Annotated in this window: 16 protein-coding genes and 1 riboswitch; of the genes, 8 read left to right on the forward strand and 8 right to left on the reverse strand. The window is 72.3% G+C overall.

Translation table 11 applies throughout. From position 1 onward, the window contains the following. Nucleotides 1-12 precede the first annotated feature (12 nt). Together CLV67_RS37385 and CLV67_RS37390 are read right to left on the reverse strand one after the other, a co-directional pair. The gene (locus CLV67_RS37385) at nt 13-1,737 is read right to left on the reverse strand and encodes an ABC transporter ATP-binding protein (protein WP_106327212.1); all 1,725 of its coding nucleotides are present in this window, start codon (nt 1,735-1,737) and stop codon (nt 13-15) included. Further along, on the reverse strand, nt 1,730-3,475 hold the full coding sequence (locus tag CLV67_RS37390) for an ABC transporter ATP-binding protein (RefSeq protein WP_203737530.1): 1,746 nt from the start codon (nt 3,473-3,475) through the stop codon (nt 1,730-1,732). The genes CLV67_RS37385 and CLV67_RS37390 overlap by 8 nt, the downstream gene beginning before the upstream one ends. A 134-nt stretch (nt 3,476-3,609) precedes the next feature. On the opposite strand from CLV67_RS37390, the gene CLV67_RS37395 reads away from it, so the two are divergent. Further along, nucleotides 3,610-4,827 (forward strand): MFS transporter, encoded by a 1,218-nt coding sequence (locus CLV67_RS37395; RefSeq protein WP_106327214.1) that lies wholly within the window; start codon nt 3,610-3,612, stop codon nt 4,825-4,827. 67 nt (nt 4,828-4,894) lie between these two features. After that, complete coding sequence (locus CLV67_RS37400) at nt 4,895-5,449, forward strand: HD domain-containing protein (RefSeq protein WP_106327216.1); 555 nt, start codon at nt 4,895-4,897, stop codon at nt 5,447-5,449. Here the strand turns inward: CLV67_RS37400 and CLV67_RS37405 are convergent. Continuing rightward, complete coding sequence (locus CLV67_RS37405; RefSeq protein ID WP_106327218.1) at nt 5,446-6,564, reverse strand: M20 family metallopeptidase; 1,119 nt, start codon at nt 6,562-6,564, stop codon at nt 5,446-5,448. The two genes, CLV67_RS37400 and CLV67_RS37405, sit on opposite strands and share 4 nt — an antisense overlap. Nucleotides 6,565-6,573: 9 nt before the next feature. Beyond that, nucleotides 6,574-7,359, reverse strand: coding sequence for a DUF1684 domain-containing protein (locus CLV67_RS37410; protein ID WP_106327220.1), 786 nt, complete (start codon nt 7,357-7,359; stop codon nt 6,574-6,576). Between the two features lie 74 nt (nt 7,360-7,433). After that, nucleotides 7,434-7,548: riboswitch (SAM riboswitch) on the forward strand. Between the two features lie 16 nt (nt 7,549-7,564). On the opposite strand from CLV67_RS37410, the gene CLV67_RS37415 reads away from it, so the two are divergent. The 5 genes from CLV67_RS37415 to CLV67_RS51315 all read left to right on the forward strand — a co-directional run bounded on the left by CLV67_RS37415 (nt 7,565) and on the right by CLV67_RS51315 (nt 15,082). Continuing rightward, nucleotides 7,565-8,791 carry an aminotransferase class V-fold PLP-dependent enzyme gene (locus tag CLV67_RS37415; protein WP_106327222.1) on the forward strand — a complete coding sequence of 409 codons (1,227 nt, stop codon included), beginning with the start codon at nt 7,565-7,567 and terminating at the stop codon, nt 8,789-8,791. Between the two features lie 54 nt (nt 8,792-8,845). Continuing rightward, nucleotides 8,846-11,143, forward strand: a complete 2,298-nt coding sequence (locus CLV67_RS37420; RefSeq protein WP_239166723.1) for a putative bifunctional diguanylate cyclase/phosphodiesterase — start codon at nt 8,846-8,848, stop codon at nt 11,141-11,143. 33 nt (nt 11,144-11,176) lie between these two features. Continuing rightward, nucleotides 11,177-13,387 (forward strand): glycoside hydrolase domain-containing protein, encoded by a 2,211-nt coding sequence (locus CLV67_RS37425; protein ID WP_275414937.1) that lies wholly within the window; start codon nt 11,177-11,179, stop codon nt 13,385-13,387. Further along, on the forward strand, nt 13,384-14,643 hold the full coding sequence (locus CLV67_RS37430; RefSeq protein WP_106327224.1) for a glycosyltransferase: 1,260 nt from the start codon (nt 13,384-13,386) through the stop codon (nt 14,641-14,643). Before CLV67_RS37425 ends, CLV67_RS37430 begins: the two co-directional genes overlap by 4 nt. 70 nt (nt 14,644-14,713) lie before the next feature. Beyond that, nucleotides 14,714-15,082: a hypothetical protein gene (locus CLV67_RS51315; protein WP_146169442.1), complete on the forward strand. Its 369-nt coding sequence runs from the start codon at nt 14,714-14,716 to the stop codon at nt 15,080-15,082. Here CLV67_RS51315 and CLV67_RS37440 read toward each other — a convergent pair. Both CLV67_RS37440 and CLV67_RS37445 read right to left on the reverse strand, forming a co-directional pair. Continuing rightward, complete coding sequence (locus CLV67_RS37440; protein WP_239166724.1) at nt 14,965-15,447, reverse strand: SRPBCC family protein; 483 nt, start codon at nt 15,445-15,447, stop codon at nt 14,965-14,967. The two genes, CLV67_RS51315 and CLV67_RS37440, sit on opposite strands and share 118 nt — an antisense overlap. Next, nucleotides 15,444-15,818, reverse strand: coding sequence for an ArsR/SmtB family transcription factor (locus CLV67_RS37445; protein WP_106327230.1), 375 nt, complete (start codon nt 15,816-15,818; stop codon nt 15,444-15,446). The genes CLV67_RS37440 and CLV67_RS37445 overlap by 4 nt, the downstream gene beginning before the upstream one ends. Before the next feature lie 244 nt (nt 15,819-16,062). Here CLV67_RS37445 and CLV67_RS37450 point away from each other — a divergent pair, with 244 nt between their 5' ends. After that, on the forward strand, nt 16,063-16,407 hold the full coding sequence (locus CLV67_RS37450) for a hypothetical protein (protein WP_106327233.1): 345 nt from the start codon (nt 16,063-16,065) through the stop codon (nt 16,405-16,407). A gap of 48 nt (nt 16,408-16,455) precedes the next feature. Here the strand turns inward: CLV67_RS37450 and CLV67_RS54430 are convergent, their stop codons facing one another. Beyond that, complete coding sequence (locus CLV67_RS54430) at nt 16,456-17,253, reverse strand: GAF domain-containing protein (protein ID WP_106327235.1); 798 nt, start codon at nt 17,251-17,253, stop codon at nt 16,456-16,458. Nucleotides 17,254-17,403: 150 nt separating this feature from the next. Beyond that, entirely contained in the window at nt 17,404-18,543 is a 1,140-nt protein-coding gene (locus tag CLV67_RS37460) for a glutamate-cysteine ligase family protein (RefSeq protein WP_239166725.1), read from the reverse strand. Nucleotides 18,544-18,665: the final 122 nt, after the last annotated feature.

Genomic DNA, 18,665 nt, shown 5'->3' on the forward strand with positions numbered 1-18,665 from the left:
TGGCCGAAGAGATCAATGCCGATTCCAGGCCTCGATCAATGCGGCGTACGGCCCCGGCTCGCCCAGCAGCACGTCGTGCGGCCCGGCCTGGACGATCCGCCCGGCGTCGAAGACCAGCACCCGGTCGGCCCGCTCGGCGGTGATCATCCGGTGCGCGATCGAGATCGTGGTCCGGCCGCGGGTCAGCGCCGTCAGCGCGGTCTGTACCGCCACGTCGGTGGCCGGGTCGACGCCCGAGGTGGCCTCGTCGAAGATGACCAGGTCCGGGTCGGCCAGCGCGGTCCGGGCCAGGCCGACCAGCTGCCGTTCACCGGCCGAGAGCCGCTCGCCGCGCAGTCCCACCTCGGTGTCCGGGCCGTCCGGCAGCGCGTCCAGCCAGTCCCGCAGGCCCAGCCCGTCGAGGATGCGCAGCACGTCGGCGGCGGTCGCGCCGGGCCGGCCGAGGCGGACGTTCGCGGCCAGCGTGCCGTCGAACAGGAACGGGTCCTGCGGCAGGATCACCACCCGCCCCGCGGTCGGCGCCAGCCGTTCCAGCGGCACCCCGCCGAGCCGGATCGTGCCGGCCGACGGGTCCAGACGGCGGGTCAGCAGCTTGGCGAAGGTCGACTTGCCGGAGCCGGTACGCCCCACGACCGCCACGTGCTCGCCGGGCTCGATCCGGACGCTCACGTCGCGCAGGACGAGCGGGCCGTCGCCGTACCGGGCACTGACGTGCTCGACCCGTACCGCCACCGGGCCGTCCGGCAGCGGCACCCCGCCGGTGACCTCGGCGCTCGGCGTGGTGACCAGCTCCAGCGCCCGGCGCCAGCCGGTCAGCGCGTTCTGCGCCTCGCCGAGGCTCTGCACCAGGAACTGCAGCGGCCGCACGAAGAAGGTGACCAGGAAGACCATTGCCACCACCTGCCCGGAGGTGAGCCGCGGATCCGTGCCGTCCGGCACGGCCAGCGCCCACCACACGCCGCCGAGCAGCACCGTCACCGTCATCGTGGCGATCGTGATCTCACCGAGCGAGGCGTTGCCGTGCAGCGCCGGCTGGGTCCGGATCAGGCTGTCGCGGGCCCGGTCCACGGCCTCGTCGAGTTTGGCCCGGGCCCGGTCCTCGGTCCCGGTGGAGCGGATCAGCGCCGCGCCGGTCACCGACTCGGTGACCGCCCGCTGCAGGCGGGACAGGTCCCGCCGGGCACGGTCGTAGCGGCGCCCGATGACCCGCTGCATCACCGTCATCCCGGCGATCAGCACCCCGGCCAGCAGCAGCACCGGCAGCGCGAGCTGCCAGCTGTAGACCGACATGATCACGGCGGCGATCAGCAGCTGCGAGATGTTCGTGACGAACTGGATGCCGCCGCCCTGCAGGAACGTGGTCATCTGGTCGAGGTCGCTGGTCAGCCGGGCCACCAGATCCGCCGTCGGCGTGCGGTCGGCGGTCGAGGCCGCCATGTCGTGCACCCGGCGCAGCCCGGCACGGCGCAGACGGGCGATGGCCCGTTCCACGCGGTCCTGCAGCCGCCGGTTGAGCAGCAGGGACGACGAGCCCGCGACCAGCACGGCGACCGCCCCGACGGCGATCGCCGGGCCGACCGTGTGCGGGGCCAGCCCGGCGTCGATCACCCGCTGCACGGTCAGCGGCGCGATGATCCGGCCGCCGCCGGCGAGCAGTGCGAGCACGGCGGTGACCAGAAGGCCCTGCCGCAACTCCGGGGACGTCCGCAACGCGGTGCGGATCGGGTTCTCAAGCACGGGCTTCGCTCTCGTAGGCCGTCACGATGCGGCGGTACTCCTCGATCTCGTACAGCTGCTCCGGCGTGCCGGTCGCGGCGATCCGCCCGGCCCTGACCAGCACCACCCGGTCGGCGACGGCGATCGCACCGGGCCGGTTCGTGGTGAGCAGCACGGTCGGCCCACCGTCCCGGACGGAGGCGGCCAGCGCGGTGAGCACCTGCCGTTCGACCCGGGAGTCCAGTGCCGACGTGGCGTCGTCGAGCAGCAGCAGCCGCGGTTCGCGCAGCAGCGCCCGGGCGATGCAGAGACGCTGACGCTGTCCGCCGGACAGGGTCGCCCCGCGTTCGCCGACGACCGTGTCCAGGCCGTCCGGCAGACCACGCACGATCTCCTCGGCGTCGGCGAGCCGCAGCGCCCGCCACAGCCGGTCCTCCGGGTAGGCACGGCCCAGCGCCAGGTTGTCCAGGATCGGCTCGGCGAACAGAAACGGGTCCTGCGAGACCACCGCCACGGCACCGGGAACCACACCGCGGGCCAGGTCGCGGACATCTGTTCCGTCGAACAGGACGGCGCCGGAATCCGGGTGGGCCTGCCCGCCGGCCAGATTCAGCAGAGTGGTCTTACCCGCGCCGACCGTGCCGACGATCACCGTGATCGTGCCCGGCTCCAGGGTGAGACCTATGTCGTCGAGCAGCCGGACGGCGGCCCCGCGCACCTCGACCTTCAGCGGGCCCGTCCCGGACAGCCGCCGGTCGCCGTGCCGGACCGCGGGTGCGGCCAGCACCGAGCGCACCCGTTCGAGCCCGGCCGCGGACATCGGCAGCATCGACAGGAACCGGCTGATCACGTTGAGCGGGATCGCCACGGTGATCAGCAGGTAGACCACACCGACCAGGTCGCCGACGGTCAGACTCCCGGCCGCGACCCGCGGTGTCGCGACGCCGAGCACCACGAGCACGGCCACGGTCGGCAACAACTCGAGCAGCGGGTCGAAGAACGAGCTGATCGACGCCATCCGCATGTCGGCGGCGCGCAGCCGTTCGACGCCGGGCGCGAACCGGGCGTCCTCGACGTCGGACAGACCCAGGCTGCGCACGACCGGGCCGCCCTCGATCGACTCGTGCGCGACCCCGCCGACGACGCCGCGGGCCTCCTGCGCCTGGCGGGCGCGGGGCGCGAGCAGCCGCTGGTAGACGAGGTTGAGCCCGAGCACCAGCACGACCAGGCCGACACCGGTGAGACCGAGCACCGGATCGCGGCGGAACAGCTCGGTCATCGCGAGCACCAGCATGAACAGCATGCCGACGGCGAAGAACGCGAACTGCATCGGCGACCACTGGGCGTCGACGTCGGAGATCGCGTGGGCGAGCAGCCGGCCGGGGGAGCGGCGCCGGTGCCAGGCCGGTTCCAGCTCCAGATAGCGGTGCGCCACCGCGCGCCGGGTCTCGGCCTGGGCCTGGAACTGCACCCGGCCGGTGGCGACGCCGCGGACGAAGATGGTGCTCCAGCGGACCGCCGACACCCCCAGGACGAACAGCGCGGCCGTCCACCATGCGGCGGCCGGGACGTGCCGGCCGCCGAGCGCCGGAACGACGACGTGGTCGGTGGCCCAGCCGACGGCGATCGCGCCGAAGACCATGGTGGCCCCGTTGACGAGCCCGGCGGCCGCGGCGAGCGAGGCCGGCCCCGGGTTGTTGCGGGCACCCGCGAACAGGGCGAGGAGCGTAGCCGCCCGCAGGCGGATCGAACTGGTCAAGCGGCACCCCTTCGGTCTCCTATAAGACCTATCAATTAAGTGGGTCGTACGGGAGGGGTGTCCCACGCCTGTCCGCCGGTGACCTGGGACACTCCGCCGCCGGGAACGGTTCACCGACGATCTAGGGTCGGCCGGTGCAACGATTCACCCCTCGTCAGCGCTGGTCCGCGCTGATCGCCCTGGCCCTCGGCGGCGTCGCCATCGGTCTCACCGAGTTCGTGGCGATGGGGCTGCTGCCCGACATGGCCCGCGCCCTGCTGCCGGAGCTCTGGGGGCGGTCGCCGGAGGACGCCGTCGCCAAGGCGGGGTGGGTCATCACCGCGTACGCCCTCGGGGTCGTCGCCGGCGCGCCCCTGATCGCCGCGCTGTCCGCCCGCGTGCCGCGCAAACGCCTCGTGCTCGGCCTGCTCGTGCTGTTCGCCGCCGGGACCGTGGCGTCGGCGGTGGCGCCCACCTTCGAGCTCGTGCTGGTGGCCCGCTTCGTGGCGGCGCTGCCGCACGGCGCCTACTTCGGCGCGGCCGGGCTGCTCGCGGCCGGGCTCATGGGCCAGGGGAAGGAGGCGCGGGGCTACGCCATGGTGCTGGGCGGCCTGACGCTGTCGAACGTGGCCGGGGTGCCGCTGATCACCTACCTCGGGCAGCAGGCGGGCTGGCGTACGGCGTACCTGGTCATCGCCGGCGCCTTCCTGCTCACCCTGCTCGCCGTCCAGGTGACCGTGCCGGCCGTCCCGGCGGCCGACGGCGGCTCCCCCGCCGCCGAGCTGCGCGCCCTGCTCCGCCCGCAGGTGTGGCTCGTGGCCGCGACCGCGGCCGTCGGGTTCGCCGGGTTCTTCGCGGTCAACACCTACATCGCGCCGGTGACGACCGAGGTGACCGGGCTGCCGGCGGGGACCGTGCCGTGGGTGCTCGCCGCGTTCGGGGTCGGCATGACCGTCGGCAACGCGCTGGGCGGCTGGTTCGCCGACCGGAACCTGCGCCGCGCCCTGCTGCTCGGCTTCTCCGGGGTGATCGTGTCGACGGTGTTCTTCGCCCTCACCGCCGCCCACCCGGCCGGGCTCTTCCTGGGCGCGTTCCTGACCGGTGCGACCTGCATCTTCCTCGGTCCGGCGCTGCAGGCCCGGCTGATCACGGTCGCGCCCGGCGCGCAGCTGATGGGCGCGGCCGTCAACCAGTCGGCGATGAACCTGGCCAACAGCATCGGCGCGGCGGTCGGCGGGCTGGTCATCGCGGCCGGCTACGGATACCTGGCCCCGGCCTGGACCGGAGTCGGTCTCGGTGTGGCCGGCCTGGCCCTGGCGGCGGTGAGTTTCGCACTGGAAGTACGTCGCAGTCCGGTGCCCGCGGACGCGTAGCCCGTGCTTCGGTCCTCGGACATGCCTCGTCCACCCAGCGTTAACCTGCGAGGACGACCATCCGGCGATGACCGCTGTTCTCGCACCCACCCGCGCCCTGCTCGCGCGTGCCGTCGCCGAGTCCCTGATCGGCGACAGCGGCAACCGGTGGAAGCACACCGCCGGGGTGGCAGAGAAGGCGGCCGAGCTCGCCGGCAGGCTCGACCTCGACCCGGACGTCCTGGTCGCGGCCGCGTGGCTGCACGACGTCGGCTACGCGGCGCCGATCGCGCTGACCGGTTTCCACCCACTCGACGGCGCTGTGCATCTGAGCGCCGAGGGCTGGCCGGCCCGGATCGCCGGTCTGGTCGCCTACCACTCCGGGGCCCGGTTCGTGGCCGCCGCCCGCGGGCTCGGCGAGCAGCTCTCGGCGTTCCCGGACGAGCGCAGCCTGATGGCCGACGCCCTCACCTACGCCGACCAGACGACCGGGCCCGGCGGGCTCCGGGTCGACCCGGAGGCCAGGTACACCGAGATGCTGCTGCGCCACGGCCCGTGCTCGTGGAACGCGATCGTCGACGGCGACCGCCGGCCTCACCTGCGCGGTGTGGCGGCCCGCGTCGAGCACCTGCTGGCGCCCTAGGCTTCCAAGGATCTCAGAAAACCCAGGAGCGCTTGCCGGTACGGCTCCAGCGTGCGCAGGTCCACGTACTCCTCGGGTCCGTGCTGCCCGTCGCCACCCGGCCCGAAGATGACCGCGTCCACACCCTCCGCCGAGTAGAAGCGCCCGTCGGCCGCCCCGTGCTTGCGTAGTAGTGCCCCGTCGAACCCGGCGTCGCGCGCCGCGGCCCGCAGCAGCCGGACCTCGGCGCTGTCCGGGTCGGCGTGGTGCGGCGCCCCGACGGCCTCGACCACCACGTCCACCGCGCCGCCGGCGACCTTCCGCAGGTGGGTGGCGATCTCCTCGGGCCCGCGCCCGGTCAGATCGGGGTCGGACGGCGGGAACCTTATGTCCAGCAGCGCCGAGGCCGCGGCCGGGACCACGTTGGCGGCCCGGTTGGGGGTCTCGATCCGGGCCACGTTGACGGTCGTTACCCACTCCTCGGCGGCCGGCACCGGGTACCGCTCCAGCAGCCGCCGTACCGCGTCGGTGACGGCGAGCAGCGCGTTGGAGCCCAGCCACGGATAGGCGGCGTGCGCGGTCCGGCCGGTCGCCGACAGCCGTGCCCGGATGATGCCCTTCGACTCGGCGACCACCCGCAGGTTGCTCTGCTCGCCGATGACCACGAATCCGGCCCGGACCCCCTGCGCGACCTGGTGCCCGGTCCCGTCGAAGCCGCCCACCTCCTCGTCGGTGACCAGCTGCAGGCCGAGGCCGTACGGCAGCTCGCCGGCCACCTCGCGGAACACCCGGGCCATCACCAGGGCGGCGGCTTTCATGTCGTGGGCGCCGCGCCCGTACAGGCGGTCGTCGTCGAGCCGGGCGGTGAACTGGTGCGGTTCGCCGGGCACCACGTCGAGGTGCGCGTTGAGGATGATCCGCGGTTGCCGGCCGTCGCGGGTGACGAGCGCGCTGGGTCTGCCGCCGGACTCGAAGCGGCGCACCTCGAAATCCGGCCCGACCAGGGCGAGCACCATGTCCAGCGCGCGCCGCAGGTCGTCCGGCCGGTCCGCGGTCGAGCGGATGCCGATCAGCTCGGCGAGCTCCGCCACGGCCTCCACGGCCTCCCCTGCCCCCGCGTCCTCCACGTCCTCCATGGACGGAACCTACCCCGGCAGCTTCTCTCCCGCCTCGACCGCGACGGCCAGCCGGTTGCCCGCCGGGGGCAGCGGGCAGGTGGCGAACTCGGTGTACGCGCACGGCAGGTTTGTGGCCCGGTTGAAGTCGAGCTCCACGGCGCCGTCCGCGGCGGGCGGCGCGATGAACAGGCTCCGGTTCGCCGCATACGTGGTCAGCCCGGACGTCGCGTCGGTGAACAGTGCGAACAGCGACCCCGGCGCGGATCCGTTGAACACGGTGAGCGTGAACGTCTCGGCGCCGACCTCGAACTCGACCCGTCCCGGCGACTCGTAGACGTGTTCGATGCCTTCGGCCACCGACCCCACGGTGACCGGCTGCGGCTCGTCGAACGGCAGGAAGCGCCCGGCCACGACCCACTTCTCATCGGCCGGGTAGGCGGAGGTGCCGGTGTAGGAGGTGAGGACCGGGCTGGCCGGGTTCCGCGGCCGCACCACGTCGTACCCACCGCGGCGCGCGATCTCGATGCGCACCTCGCCGTGCTCGGCGGTGTGGTCGGCGCGCTCGGCCAGCGGCTCGAACGTGTGCGTTCCGGTGATCACGGCGCCGTCCACGGTCAGCGACTCGCCGTCGGAGAGCGCCACGGTCACGCCGGACGGTCCGGTGCTCCACTCACCCGGCGCGTCGGTGAAGCTCTGCGGCTCCCCGGTGAGCCAGTGCAGGCCGGTGATGGCGAGGAAGCCGTGCGGGTCGGCGCGCCGCTGCTCGTGGCCGGCGTGCCACTGGTCCCACTGCTCCTGGAACGAGGTAGTCATGGACCATGACCTTAATCTCTACTTGTTGCATGGGAGATGGTTCGGTGCTGTGACATCTGCTAACTTCGGCGGCAGGTCATGAGTGCCAGCGCGAAGCCCCGGCTCGCTGGCCGGCAACCCTTCCGTTCGCGACGGGGTGCCCCGGGTGAGGACCGGGCCGGTGTCGTCCGACACCGGCAAACGGCGAACCCGTGGAGGCGCGGTCATGCCATCTCTGCCTTTCGATGTCTCTCCGCTCGATGTGATCGGTGACGACAGCGACTTCGTCCACCTCGACTACGCGGCCTCCGCTCCCTGTGTGCGAGCCGCCGCCGATGCGGTTCAAGATCTCCTTCCCCGGTACGGCAGCGTCCACCGCGGCACGGGCGTACGGTCCCAGACGTCCACCCTCGCCTACGAACTGGCCCGCGACGTGGTCGCGGAGTTCGTCGGCGCCCGCCCCGACGACACCGTGATCTTCACCCGGAACACCACCGACGCGCTGAACCTGCTGGCCCGTGCCCTGCCGCCGGCCACCACGACCGTGCACTTCGACGGCGAGCACCACGCCAACCTGCTGCCCTGGCCGAACCCGCTGCGCCTGCCCGCCCCCTCCTCGCCGGACGAGGCGGTCACCGCCCTGAAGCTCGCGCTCGACGGGCTGAGCGGCCCGGCCGTGTTCACCGTCACCGGGGCGAGCAACGTGACCGGCGAGGTGTGGCCGGTCCGCGAGCTCGCCGACGTGGCCCGCTCGTACGGCGTACGCGTGATCGTCGACGCCGCCCAGCTGGCCCCGCACGTCCCCGTCGACCTCGACGACCTGGGGGCCGACTACCTCGCCTTCTCCGGTCACAAGCTGTACGCCCCGTTCGGCGCCGGGGTGCTCGCCGGCCGCGCCGACTGGCTGGACGCCGCCGAGCCGTACCTGGCCGGTGGGGGAGCCAGCGCCGCCGTCGGTGACCGGCCCGGCGACCTGACCTGGGCCACCGGGGCGCCCCGGCACGAGGGCGGCACCCCGAACCTGCTCGGCGCCGTCGCGCTGGCCGCGGTCTGCGAGGCGCTGACCACGGTCGGCCGGCCCGAGCTGCGCGACCACGAGCAGCGGCTGCTGGCCCGCCTCCGCGACGGCCTGTCCCGGGTGCCCGGCGCGACCGAGGTCAGCCTGTTCGGCCCGGACCACCCGCGCGTCGGCATCGTCTCGCTGGCCCTGACCGGTCACGACCCGGCCGAGGTGGCCCGGCGGCTGGGCCGCGAGCACGGCATCGGCGTCCGTGCTGGTCAGTTCTGCGCGCATCCGCTGGTCCGCCGCCTGTCCGGCACCGGCCGGACCGGCGCATGCGATGACGGCGTGCCCGGCCTGCTGCGGATCAGTTTCGGCCTGGGCAGCACCGAGGCCGACATCGACCGGGTGCTCGAAGCGCTCACCGCGGTGCTCGGGACGGTTCGCACCTGACCTACAACCCGGACGATCCGCGACCAGGACCCCCCGGGGCCGATGGTGCCTCTCGTGGCGACGTGGATGAGAGGGCTGCGTGACCGGCTTCCGACCGGGGCGAGGCTCAGCGACGAGGACTGGGCGGGCCGGCACCGCCTGCTGACGGTGGTGCTCGCTGTCTGCATGGTGCTGCTCACCGTGTTCGGTCTGATCAAGGGCGAGAAGACCGCGGAGCTGCTGATCACCGACGGTCTGGTGCTGCCCTCGCTCGTCGCGGCGGCCCGGCTCCCCGGCCGGCGGCTGCGGTCGCTGGCCGTGGCGTTCGGCTTCACCTCGGCCTGCGCCGGATTCGTGGCGCTGTGCCACGGCCTGACCGAGGCGCACTTCACGTTCTTCATCCTGATCCCGGCGCTCGCCCTCTACCGGGACTGGGCGCCGTTCGGCGGCTTCCTGGTCGCCACCACGCTGCACCACGGCGGTTTCGGCATCATCGAGGCCGACCACACCTTCGGCCACGACTCGGCGCAGCAGCACCCGCTGGTGTGGGCGCTGATCCACGGTGTCGCCGTTCTCGCCGCCGCCTCCTTCCAGCTGGTCGCGTGGCGTTTCAACGAGATCGAGGAGGAGCGGGCGAGGGAGAACCTGAGCGAGAGCCAGGCCCAGCTCAGCGTCGCCTTCGACGAGACGCCGGTGCCGATGGCCATGTTCGCCCCGGACGGGCGGGTGCTGCGCACCAACTCCGCATACCGGGAGTGGCTGCGCCTGCCTGCCGAGCTGCCCGACGACTTCTCGGTCCGGGATCTGCCGCTGATCCCGATCCAGCCGGACGAGCCGCACATCGGTCAGCTGCTCACCCATTCGTACGAGCCGATCACCGTGACCCGCCAGTACCGGCGCAGCGACGACCAGTCGCTGATGTGGGTGCAGACCCACGCCACCGGCCTCTACGACCGTTCCGGGCAGCTGCGGCTGACCTTCGTGCACTGCCTCGACGTCACCGCGGTCCGCGACCACGAGGCCGAACTGCGCTACCAGGTACGCCACGACTCCCTGACCGGGCTGCTGTCACGCAAGGCGTTCGAGCTCGACCTCACCGAGCTGCTGACCAGGAGTGACGGCGCCGAGCCGGTCAGCGTGATCTACCTGGACGTGGACCGGTTCAAGTCGATCAACGACGGGGCCGGCCACACCACCGGCGACGACGTGCTGCGCGCGCTGGCCGTACGCCTGCGGCTGGTGGTCCCGACCGGCGCCCTGGTGGCCCGCCTCGGCGGTGACGAGTTCATCGTGGCGCTGGCCGGCCCGTCCGGCACCGGCCTGCGGGTCGCCAACGGCATCCTCGCCGCGTGCGAGGAGCCCCTGGCCGTCGGCGGCTACGAGCTGCCCGTCTCGTGCAGCATCGGCGTCACCACCGCGTTCGGGTCCGCCGCGACCGACGACGTGGTGCTCGCCGCGGACACCGCCATGTACGCGGCCAAGCGGGCCGGCGGCAACCGGGTGCAGATCTTCACCGACGAGCTGCGCGCCCCCGTACAGGAGAAGATCGCCGCCGAGGCCCGGGTCCGCCGTGCCCTCGCCGGTGAGCAGCGGATCACGCTGCCGCTCTGGTTCCAGCCGGTGGCGTCCTCCTCGACCGGGCAGATCCTCGGCGCCGAGGCCCTGGTCCGGATGCGCACCCCGGAGGGGGAGATCCTCAGCCCGTTCCACTTCATCGGCGCCGCCGAGGAGACCGGCCTGATCGTGCCGCTCGGCGAGCACGTGCTGCGCTCGGCCATCGACCACCTGCTGCACTGGTCGGACCGGCTCGGCTACGTGTCGGTCAACGTGAGCCCGCGTCAGCTGGCCGAGCCCGACTTCGTGCCGATGGTCGCGAGCATCCTGTCCCGCCTGCCCGGCTTCGACCCGTCCCGGATCGTCCTGGAGATCACCGAGACGGCCGTGCTGTCGTCGACGGTCGACGTCAGCGAGCGGCTCACCGCCCTCAAGCAGCTCGGCGTGCGTATCGCGCTGGACGACTTCGGCACCGGCTACAGCTCGCTGACCTGGCTCAAGTCGCTGCCCGCCGACATCGTCAAGCTGGACCGCTCGTTCGTGGCCGGCCTGGCCGAGGATCCGAAGAAGAACTCGATCATCCAGGCGGTGCTGTGGCTGGCCCGGTCACTGGGCATGTCGACCATCGCCGAGGGCGTGGAGGAGCCCGCCGACTGGGAGGCGCTGCGTGCCGCCGGGTGCCCGGCCGTGCAGGGCTACCTGTTCAGCAAGCCGCTGCCGGCCGCCGACTTCGACGAGATGCTGCGCCGGCACCACGAAAGGGCCACCTTCGAGGGAGTTCACCTGCGCGAAACCATGGGGACTCCGGTTGCCGGTTAGAGTCCGGCCATCCTCGACAACGTTGATCCCTTCATCGGCACAGCGGCCACCGATCTGCCCCGGGCACACGGTCTCGCCGCTACCTGGTGGTGGCCGAAACCGCAGGTGGGCAACACCCACCCGGGAGCCACCTCCCCCCTCGGCATGGTCTCCGCCTGCGCCTACTCGGGGGCGTACCCGACCGGATACGGCCGGTACGCCAAGAACACCGAGGGCGTGCCGGAGGAGATGTTCGAGCGGCACCAGGCCTCCGGTTTCACGCACTTCCAGCAGTCCGGGACCGGGGCGATCAGAAAGTACTACAACTACGCCAGGGTCACCCCGATGGTGCAGCCGCTCGACGACCTCGGCCAGTCGTGGCCGCTGGAGGACGAGCGGGCCGAGGCCGGCTACTACGCGGCCAATCTGGACACCGGGGTGCGCTGCGAGATAACGGTGGGGGAGAAGGTCGCGGTCCACCGCTACACGTTCCCCGACCACCACAGCGCCCGCGTCGTCATCGACCTGTCCTGCGGCGGCCTCGGCATCGACCTGGGCCGCACCATCCCGCTGCGCGCCCAGGTGGAGAGCATGGGCCACGGCCGGGCCCAGGGCACCGTCGTGATGGAGGGCATCCCGCTCTCGGTCTACATCGAGGTGGAGAGCCCCGGCTGGCGGCAGATGCTCTGGTACGACCGGCGGCTCATCCCGGGCGGCACCCGCCTCGACTTCGACAGCATCCGGCACACCACCCTGCGCCCGTTCGGGATGCTCTTCATGGGGGCGGCCCGCGCCGGGCAGACCATCGAGGTGCGGATGGGGTTCTCGCTGCGCGGCTGCGACCAGGCCCGGCAGAACCTGGAACGCGAGTGCGGGACCGGCGTCCCGGCCTTCGAGACGGTCCGCGCCCGGACCCGCGGACGCTGGCGCGACCACCTGGGACGCGTCCGGGTCGACGGCGGCACCCAGGCCCGGCGCACCGTGATGGCGACCGCGCTCTACCACTCGCTGATCAAGCCGTGCATCGCGGAGGACGAGAGCCCGAACTGGCCCGACCCAGGCCCGTACGCCTTCGACATCTGCACCATGTGGGACATCTACAAGACCCAGATGCCGCTGCTGTCGGCGATCGCCCCGGACCGGTACGGCGACATGCTGGAGTCTCTGATCCGGGTCTGCGAGGAGGAGGGCAACTTCCCGATCGGCTACCGGATGGCCCGCGGCGCCGACCGGTTCTTCCGGCAGGCCAGCGCGCTCGCCCACACGGCGCTCGCCGACGTGCACGCCCTCAAACGGCCCGGTATCGACTGGAGCTGGGCGCTCGTGCACATGGTCGACGACCTGCGCCGGATGTACGGCGAGGACTTCTGGGAACACGGCGTGGTGCACCCCATCACCCACACCCTCGACCTGTCGTACGCCCACTACTGCACCGCCAAGGTGGCCCGCGCCCTCAACGATCACCGTCTCGCCGCCGACCTGGAACGCCGCAGCCAGGGCTGGGTCAACGCGTTCGACCCGAAGACCGGCCTGCTGCGGGACTCGGAGTTCTACGAGGGCGGCAAGTGGAACTACTCGTTCCGCCTGATGCACGACATGGCCGGCCGGATCGCGCTGGCCGGCGGTGACGCCGCGTTCAGTTTCATGCTCGACCGGTTCTTCGGCTACGGCGCGGCCCCGGTCAAGCAGCCCGGCCGCTGCCCCGACCCGGCCGAGATGGCCGCCGGCTACGCCCTGAACCGATTCGAGGGCCTCAACAACGAGCCCGACATGGAGGTCCCCTGGGCCTACCACTACTCGGGACGGCCGGACCGCACGGCCGAGGTGGTCAACTCGGCGCTGACCTGGCAGTTCGGCACCGGGCCGGGCGGCCTGCCCGGCAACGACGACTCCGGCGGCCTGAGCGCCTGGTACGTCTGGGCGTCGCTGGGGCTGTTCCCGGTCGCCGGGCAGAATCTGTTCCTGGTCAACGCGCCCGCGTTCGAGCGCGCGGCGATCGGAGTCGAGGGCGGCGAGTTCGTCATCGAGACCTCAGGGCACCGGGAATCACCCATCGGCGTCGACGGCATCGACCGCGACCCGCCACCCCAGTACGTCCAATCGGCGACCCTCAACGGGAGGCCCCTGCACGCCACCCACCTGAACGCGGCCGACGTCCATCACGGCGGACGGCTGCACCTGCGGCTGGGGCCCGAGCCCTCCAACTGGGGACACGGGATCCGGCCGCCATCCCTCTCAGATTCCCACCCTAAGGAACAGCGATGAGCCGACCGACCCGCCGTCTCGTCATCGCGGTACGCGCCGATCCGGTCATCTGCGGCCACTCCGGCGAGGCCCGCAACCTCGCCGAGGTGGCTCTCACCCGGGGCTTCGACGACGTACGTCTGCTCACCTGGCCGATCCCCGCCCTCCAGTCGGCCGGACTGCCCCTCAAGCCCCTCGACCGGCTCCTGCCGTACAGCCCCGGCATCACCGTCGAGCGCCCCGAGGCGGTCGGCGACTACCGCGTCCCGGACGGCCGGCACCTGGCCGGGCTCACCGGCCGTCTGGTCGAACTGCTCTCCGACGGCGTCCCCACGGTCTGCCTGTCGATGTACCTCGTCCCCCACACGCAGGTCGTCAACGACGCGGTCACCGCCGCGCGGGCGGCCGGCTTCGCCCCCGACGTGCACACCATCGCAAAGGCGGTCGGCTCGGACGTCACCAACGTCATCCGCTCCTGCCTGCGCGAAGGCCGCTTCGGCGCCGCGACCGTCCTGCTCACCACGTTCCTCGGCAGCGACGAGGTGGTGGCGGTCTCCGAGTACACCCGTGACGAGATCATCGCCTCGGCCGAGGAGGTGGACGCGCACTGCGGCACCACCTTCGCCGCCCAGTGCCGTGAGCGGGTCACCGTCAGCTACCCGCCGATCGACTCGTCGGCGTTCGTCGACCCCGATCCGGCCGCCGTCGACGCGGCCCTGGAACGCCGGGGCCTCAAGCGGGACGAATACGTTCTCTTCCTCTCCCGGGTGGCCCGGGCCAAGGGCATTTACGACCTGGTCATCGCGTACGGCCAGATGCGCTGCCGCGACGACGTGAAACTCGTGGTCGCGGGCACCGGTCCGGCGCTCGAGCACGTGCGCGCGATGGCCAAGGAGGACGAGCGGATCATCTTCCTGACCGACGTGGACGACGACGAGAAACCGCTGCTCATGGCCGGTTGTGCGGCGTACGTGCTGCCCACCAAGCCGGAGCCGGACTTCGTCGAGACGTTCGGCATCGCCCTGGCCGAGAAGGGCCTGGCCGGCGGCGGGCCGATCATCACGACCACCACCGGTGGCGTGCTGGAGGCGGTCGGTGACGCCGCCGTGATCGTGGAGGCCGGCGACATCACCGCGATCGCCGAGGCGGTCGACCGGGCGGTCCTGGACATGTCCGCCGACGAGCGCAAGGACCTGGAGGTCCGCGCCCGGGCACACGCCATGACCTTCGATCGGGTGGCCGTCTTCGACGATCTCTTCACCGCAAAAACCTACTAATCAGTACGAGGTGCGCCGGTTCCGCCGGCGCACCTCGTCCCTGCTGTTCACTGTGACGACGATCTCCGATATGGTCTCCTCCGCTGTGGAGGGCTCGTATCGGGGGATGCTCATGTTCAAGTGGATCAGTGACTGGTTCAGCGAGCGTGTCGACCCCGCGCCCAACCCCATGCGCACCTCGGTCGCCGCCATCGACGAGGAGCTGGCCACGCTGCGTGCCGTGCCCGGCTGGGAGCGCGACAGGTTCGCCCGGGAGCGCGCCGACCAGCTGCTCGACGTGCGGGCCGTGCTCGTCCGTCACGAGGCCGAGGACGCCGCCGCTCAGATGCGACCCTCGGCGACCAGCCGGTCCAGCTTGGCGTACCCCTCGTTGACGCCGACCTCCATGCCGCTCTTGAGCCAGGCGTCCCGGCCCTCGAAGCTGTCCACCAGCGACTGAGTGTGCATCCGGGTGCGGCCGTCACCCAGGTCCTCGAACCACAGGGTCTCCAGGGCGACACCCTCCGGCTGGCCCTCCCAGGTGAACGTCTGCACGATCCGGTCCGTGCCCACCTCGTGGAAGGTGCCGCGGAACGCGAACTCCTCGCCATCCCGGCCGGCGACGTAGCGCCAGCTGCCGCCGGTCCGCGCGTCCCAGTAGTCGACCTTGGTCGTGAGTGAGTCCGGCCCGATCCACAGCACGAACAGCTCCGGGTCGGTGTGCGCGCGGAGGAGCTGCGCCGGGGTGGCCGCGAAGTCACGGGTCATCCGGATGATCGGCAGCTTCGGGTCGGCCTCGATGGCCACGGTCACGGTCTCGTTCACTTTTCTTCCCTTTCGTTCGCGTTCTTGCGTACAACATCGGGATCTTCGGTCTTGTCCATTGCGGCCAGTACCGCGTCGAGCCGGGAGTAGCGCTCCTCGGCCCGCCGCCGGTAGCGCTCGATCCACTCGTCCATCCGGTCGAACACCTCCGTCTCCAGACGCACCACGCGGGGCTGAGGTCCCGGCGGGCGGCTCACCAGACCGGCGTCCTCGAGCACGCGCAGGTGCTTGTAGACCGCCTGCAGTGACATCCGATACGGCTCGGCGAGCTGGTTGACCGTGGCGTCGCCGCCGGCCAGGCGCGCCACCATGTCGAGGCGCGTCGGGTCGGCGAGAGCGCCGAAGACCCGTGCCATCGTGTCCGCCGACATCAGCCCCTCATTTCAACTGCTCGGTTGAAAGACAATATAATCCCGCGGTACGCCTCAGTCAACCAAAAAGTTGAAAGGCCTGCTCAGGGTCGCGGCCGCTATCCCTGGAGGCGTTCCGTAAACACATCCCCAACGGATGGTTACGAATGCCCGCACCTGCGCGACACTACGGAATCTACGATCGATCTCGCCTGCTTCCGCCGCTGTGCGCGGGGCCGTGGCGTCCGGACGGGAGGGAATTCCAGTGCACGACGAGATGCTGGCACTCTTCGACGACTGCATCGCCCGGATGCTTGATCTCCGCGGCGACCTCGCCGCCACCCGGCGCGTCCATCCGGGCGAACGCCACAGCACCGTACTCACCGCGATCGAGGTCGCCTCGCACTTCGCCAGCGAAGCCGGCCGGACCGTCACCGCCGGCGTTCCCGCTGGTACCCCTGCCGGCCTTCCCGGCGGCCTTTCCTCAGGTCCTCCCGGCGCTCTCCCCGTCGCTTTTCCCGCCGCTTTCCCTGCCGCGCCGGATCCCACCGTGATTCCCGGCCGCACCGCCGGCGGTGCACATGATCAGGGCCTCGCCGCGGCGGTCTGACGGTCTCAGGCTCACTCCGGGCCCGGTATGTTGCCGGGACCCGTTCCCTTACCCGGTTCCTTTGTCCGGGCCGGGTTGCCTGTCCAGACCCTGTTGCTTGTCGAGGCCCCTCAGGCGCCGGGCGCCGGCCGTGGCCAGCAGGTCCAGCAGCCGCCGTTCCGCCGCGTCCGGTTCGTGCGGCCGGGGGTAGTGCACCGAAAGGATCCCGGCCGTGACCCCGTCCGGACCGGTCAGGGGAATGGACCGGACCGACCGGACCCCCGCCGAGAGAACCGTGTCCCGGGCCGCCCCGGCCGTGAACAACCCGCTGCGCTCCACATCGTGCACCTGGACCGTCCGGCCCTCCGCCAACGCCGCCCCGCACGCTGTCCCGCGTTCCCGGACCAGCGCGAAGAACTCCGTGAACTCCGCGTCGAACCCGATCTGCGCCACCATCCGCAGCCCGCCCGCCACCGGATCGACGAGTTGCACGTTGCCCATCGCGGCCCGGCTCAGCGTCAACGCCGCCGACAGCACCGCCGACCCGATCGCCCCAGGATCCCGCACATGCCCGAACTCCGGCTCGAACAGCACCAGCCCACGCCGGTCCGAGGACCCGAGAACGGCGTACCGGGCCAGATCGGTCGCCCGCCGCTCCAACTGGAGCCAGCGTTCCTCCAGCTCCGCCCGAACCTGCCGCCGCCACTCCTCGGCCGCCGCCCGGGCCTCCGCCGCACCCGCCCGGTCACGCCGCGCCGCCCGCAGCCGCAGCTCGGCATCGGCGCGGCGCCGCCGCGCCGCCTCGACCAGCTCCCGCGCGCGTGCGGCCCGCTCATCCTCGCCGTACCCGCGGGCGGACGCGCTCATCGGAACCCTCCGGACCTCACGCCGAGTCCGCCACACCCCTTGCGGGGTCCGCCGAGCCCCTTGCGGAGTCCCGCAGAACCCGCGAGCGATCCCGCCGCGACCGCCGGTCCGGTCCGCGCCGCGGCTACGGGTGAGTTCAGGCGCCCCGCCTCAGGCCCGCCCATCCTTCAGTCGTACCACGGACCGGCCGGAAACACCCTCGGATGGGCCCCCGATGACAGCAGGCCCCGACGGCCCCGCGGCGCGTGCGGTGACGCCGTCCAGGATGTCGTCGGCGGGGCAGCGGCCGCGATGAACGTACCGCTCGGTGAACTCGGCCACCGCATCGCGCAACTCGCGGGAGACGCCCTGGCGGGCGAGGGCCGCGTAGGCGGCCATGAAGCAGTCCCGTGCCGCCGCCGCCAGCACCGGATCGGTGAGCGCGTCACGCGCCGCACGCTCCCACAGCCCCGGCTCACCGGCCAGGTGCGCGGTAGCCGCGGCGGCCTCCTCGGCGGCGCGCGCGTCATCCATCAGCACAGCGGTCACGGCCGCCGGGATGCGCCATCCGTTGCCCGGCTGACGGTCGGCGACGTCGAGTTCGAGGTGACCGCGGGCGGCCACCGGCGGCCGGAGCGCGGCCACGTGCCGGTCCAGGTCGTCGGCCGTCAACCGGCCACCGTCGCGCAGCGTCTGCCGCGGCGTGACCCCGGTGCTTCCGGGCGTGTCCATGACGTACGCCGTCCAGGAGTCCCGGGGATCCGCGGCCCCCGGCCGTACGGTGAGATCGCGTCGCAGGGCCTGACGAACGCTGCGCCACCCCGCCGGCCGTCCGTGCCGCAGCGGTGAATTCGCGAAGGCGGCCGCCAGCACCGGGGCGAGCGTGTGCGCCAGTTCCCACCGCCGGCGCAGCCCGAGCGGCCCGCCCCCGTCGAGGCCCGCCTCGAGGCCGACCCGGATGCCCGCCGTGGCGGTGCCGATGGCGTGCGCCGGCCCCTCCGGGTGAACCGTCCCCGTGGCCTGCGGCAAGACGGTGAGCCGATGCTGATCGACGATCCGCTCGGAGGCGGCCAGGTCGTCACCCATCCGGCGCAGAGCAACCTCGAGGCCGGGCGACGGCGGCCCGCTGACCGCCAGGACCCGAGGCGACCGGGTGTCGAGAAACCCGTGCCGAAGCGGCCGCCGCCCCGAAGGCGCGCAGGCCGGATCCACCAGCAGATCCACGGCGATTCCCACGAATCCCGGCAGACCGGGCGAGAACGCCCGCGCCGCGACGAACTCCTCGGCCGCCTGCTCACTCAGGATGCTCACGCCCGCCTCATCCCCCATCACCCGTCCCACCGGAGCGCCGAGCATAGCATTCCTATCTGCCTGCTAGGAGATCCCTCCGCAGGTGGCCGCCCCGGATCCCGGCATGCGTCCCGGATCGCCCT

The organism is Actinoplanes italicus (genome assembly GCF_003001815.1).
GTDB classification, from domain to species: Bacteria; Actinomycetota; Actinomycetes; order Mycobacteriales; family Micromonosporaceae; genus Actinoplanes; species Actinoplanes italicus.

What these genes read in the sequence shown, in the direction of transcription:
- CLV67_RS37445 (WP_106327230.1), bottom strand. Translation starts at nt 15,818, where the DNA reads ATGTCGGCGGACACGATGGCACGGGTCTTCGGCGCTCTCGCCGACCCG.
- CLV67_RS37405 (WP_106327218.1), bottom strand. Translation starts at nt 6,564, where the DNA reads ATGGAGGACGTGGAGGACGCGGGGGCAGGGGAGGCCGTGGAGGCCGTG.
- CLV67_RS51315 (WP_146169442.1), top strand. Translation starts at nt 14,714, where the DNA reads ATGGTCTCCTCCGCTGTGGAGGGCTCGTATCGGGGGATGCTCATGTTC.
- CLV67_RS37410 (WP_106327220.1), bottom strand. Translation starts at nt 7,359, where the DNA reads ATGACTACCTCGTTCCAGGAGCAGTGGGACCAGTGGCACGCCGGCCAC.
- CLV67_RS37430 (WP_106327224.1), top strand. Translation starts at nt 13,384, where the DNA reads ATGAGCCGACCGACCCGCCGTCTCGTCATCGCGGTACGCGCCGATCCG.
- CLV67_RS37415 (WP_106327222.1), top strand. Translation starts at nt 7,565, where the DNA reads ATGCCATCTCTGCCTTTCGATGTCTCTCCGCTCGATGTGATCGGTGAC.
- CLV67_RS37400 (WP_106327216.1), top strand. Translation starts at nt 4,895, where the DNA reads ATGACCGCTGTTCTCGCACCCACCCGCGCCCTGCTCGCGCGTGCCGTC.
- CLV67_RS54430 (WP_106327235.1), bottom strand. Translation starts at nt 17,253, where the DNA reads ATGAGCGCGTCCGCCCGCGGGTACGGCGAGGATGAGCGGGCCGCACGC.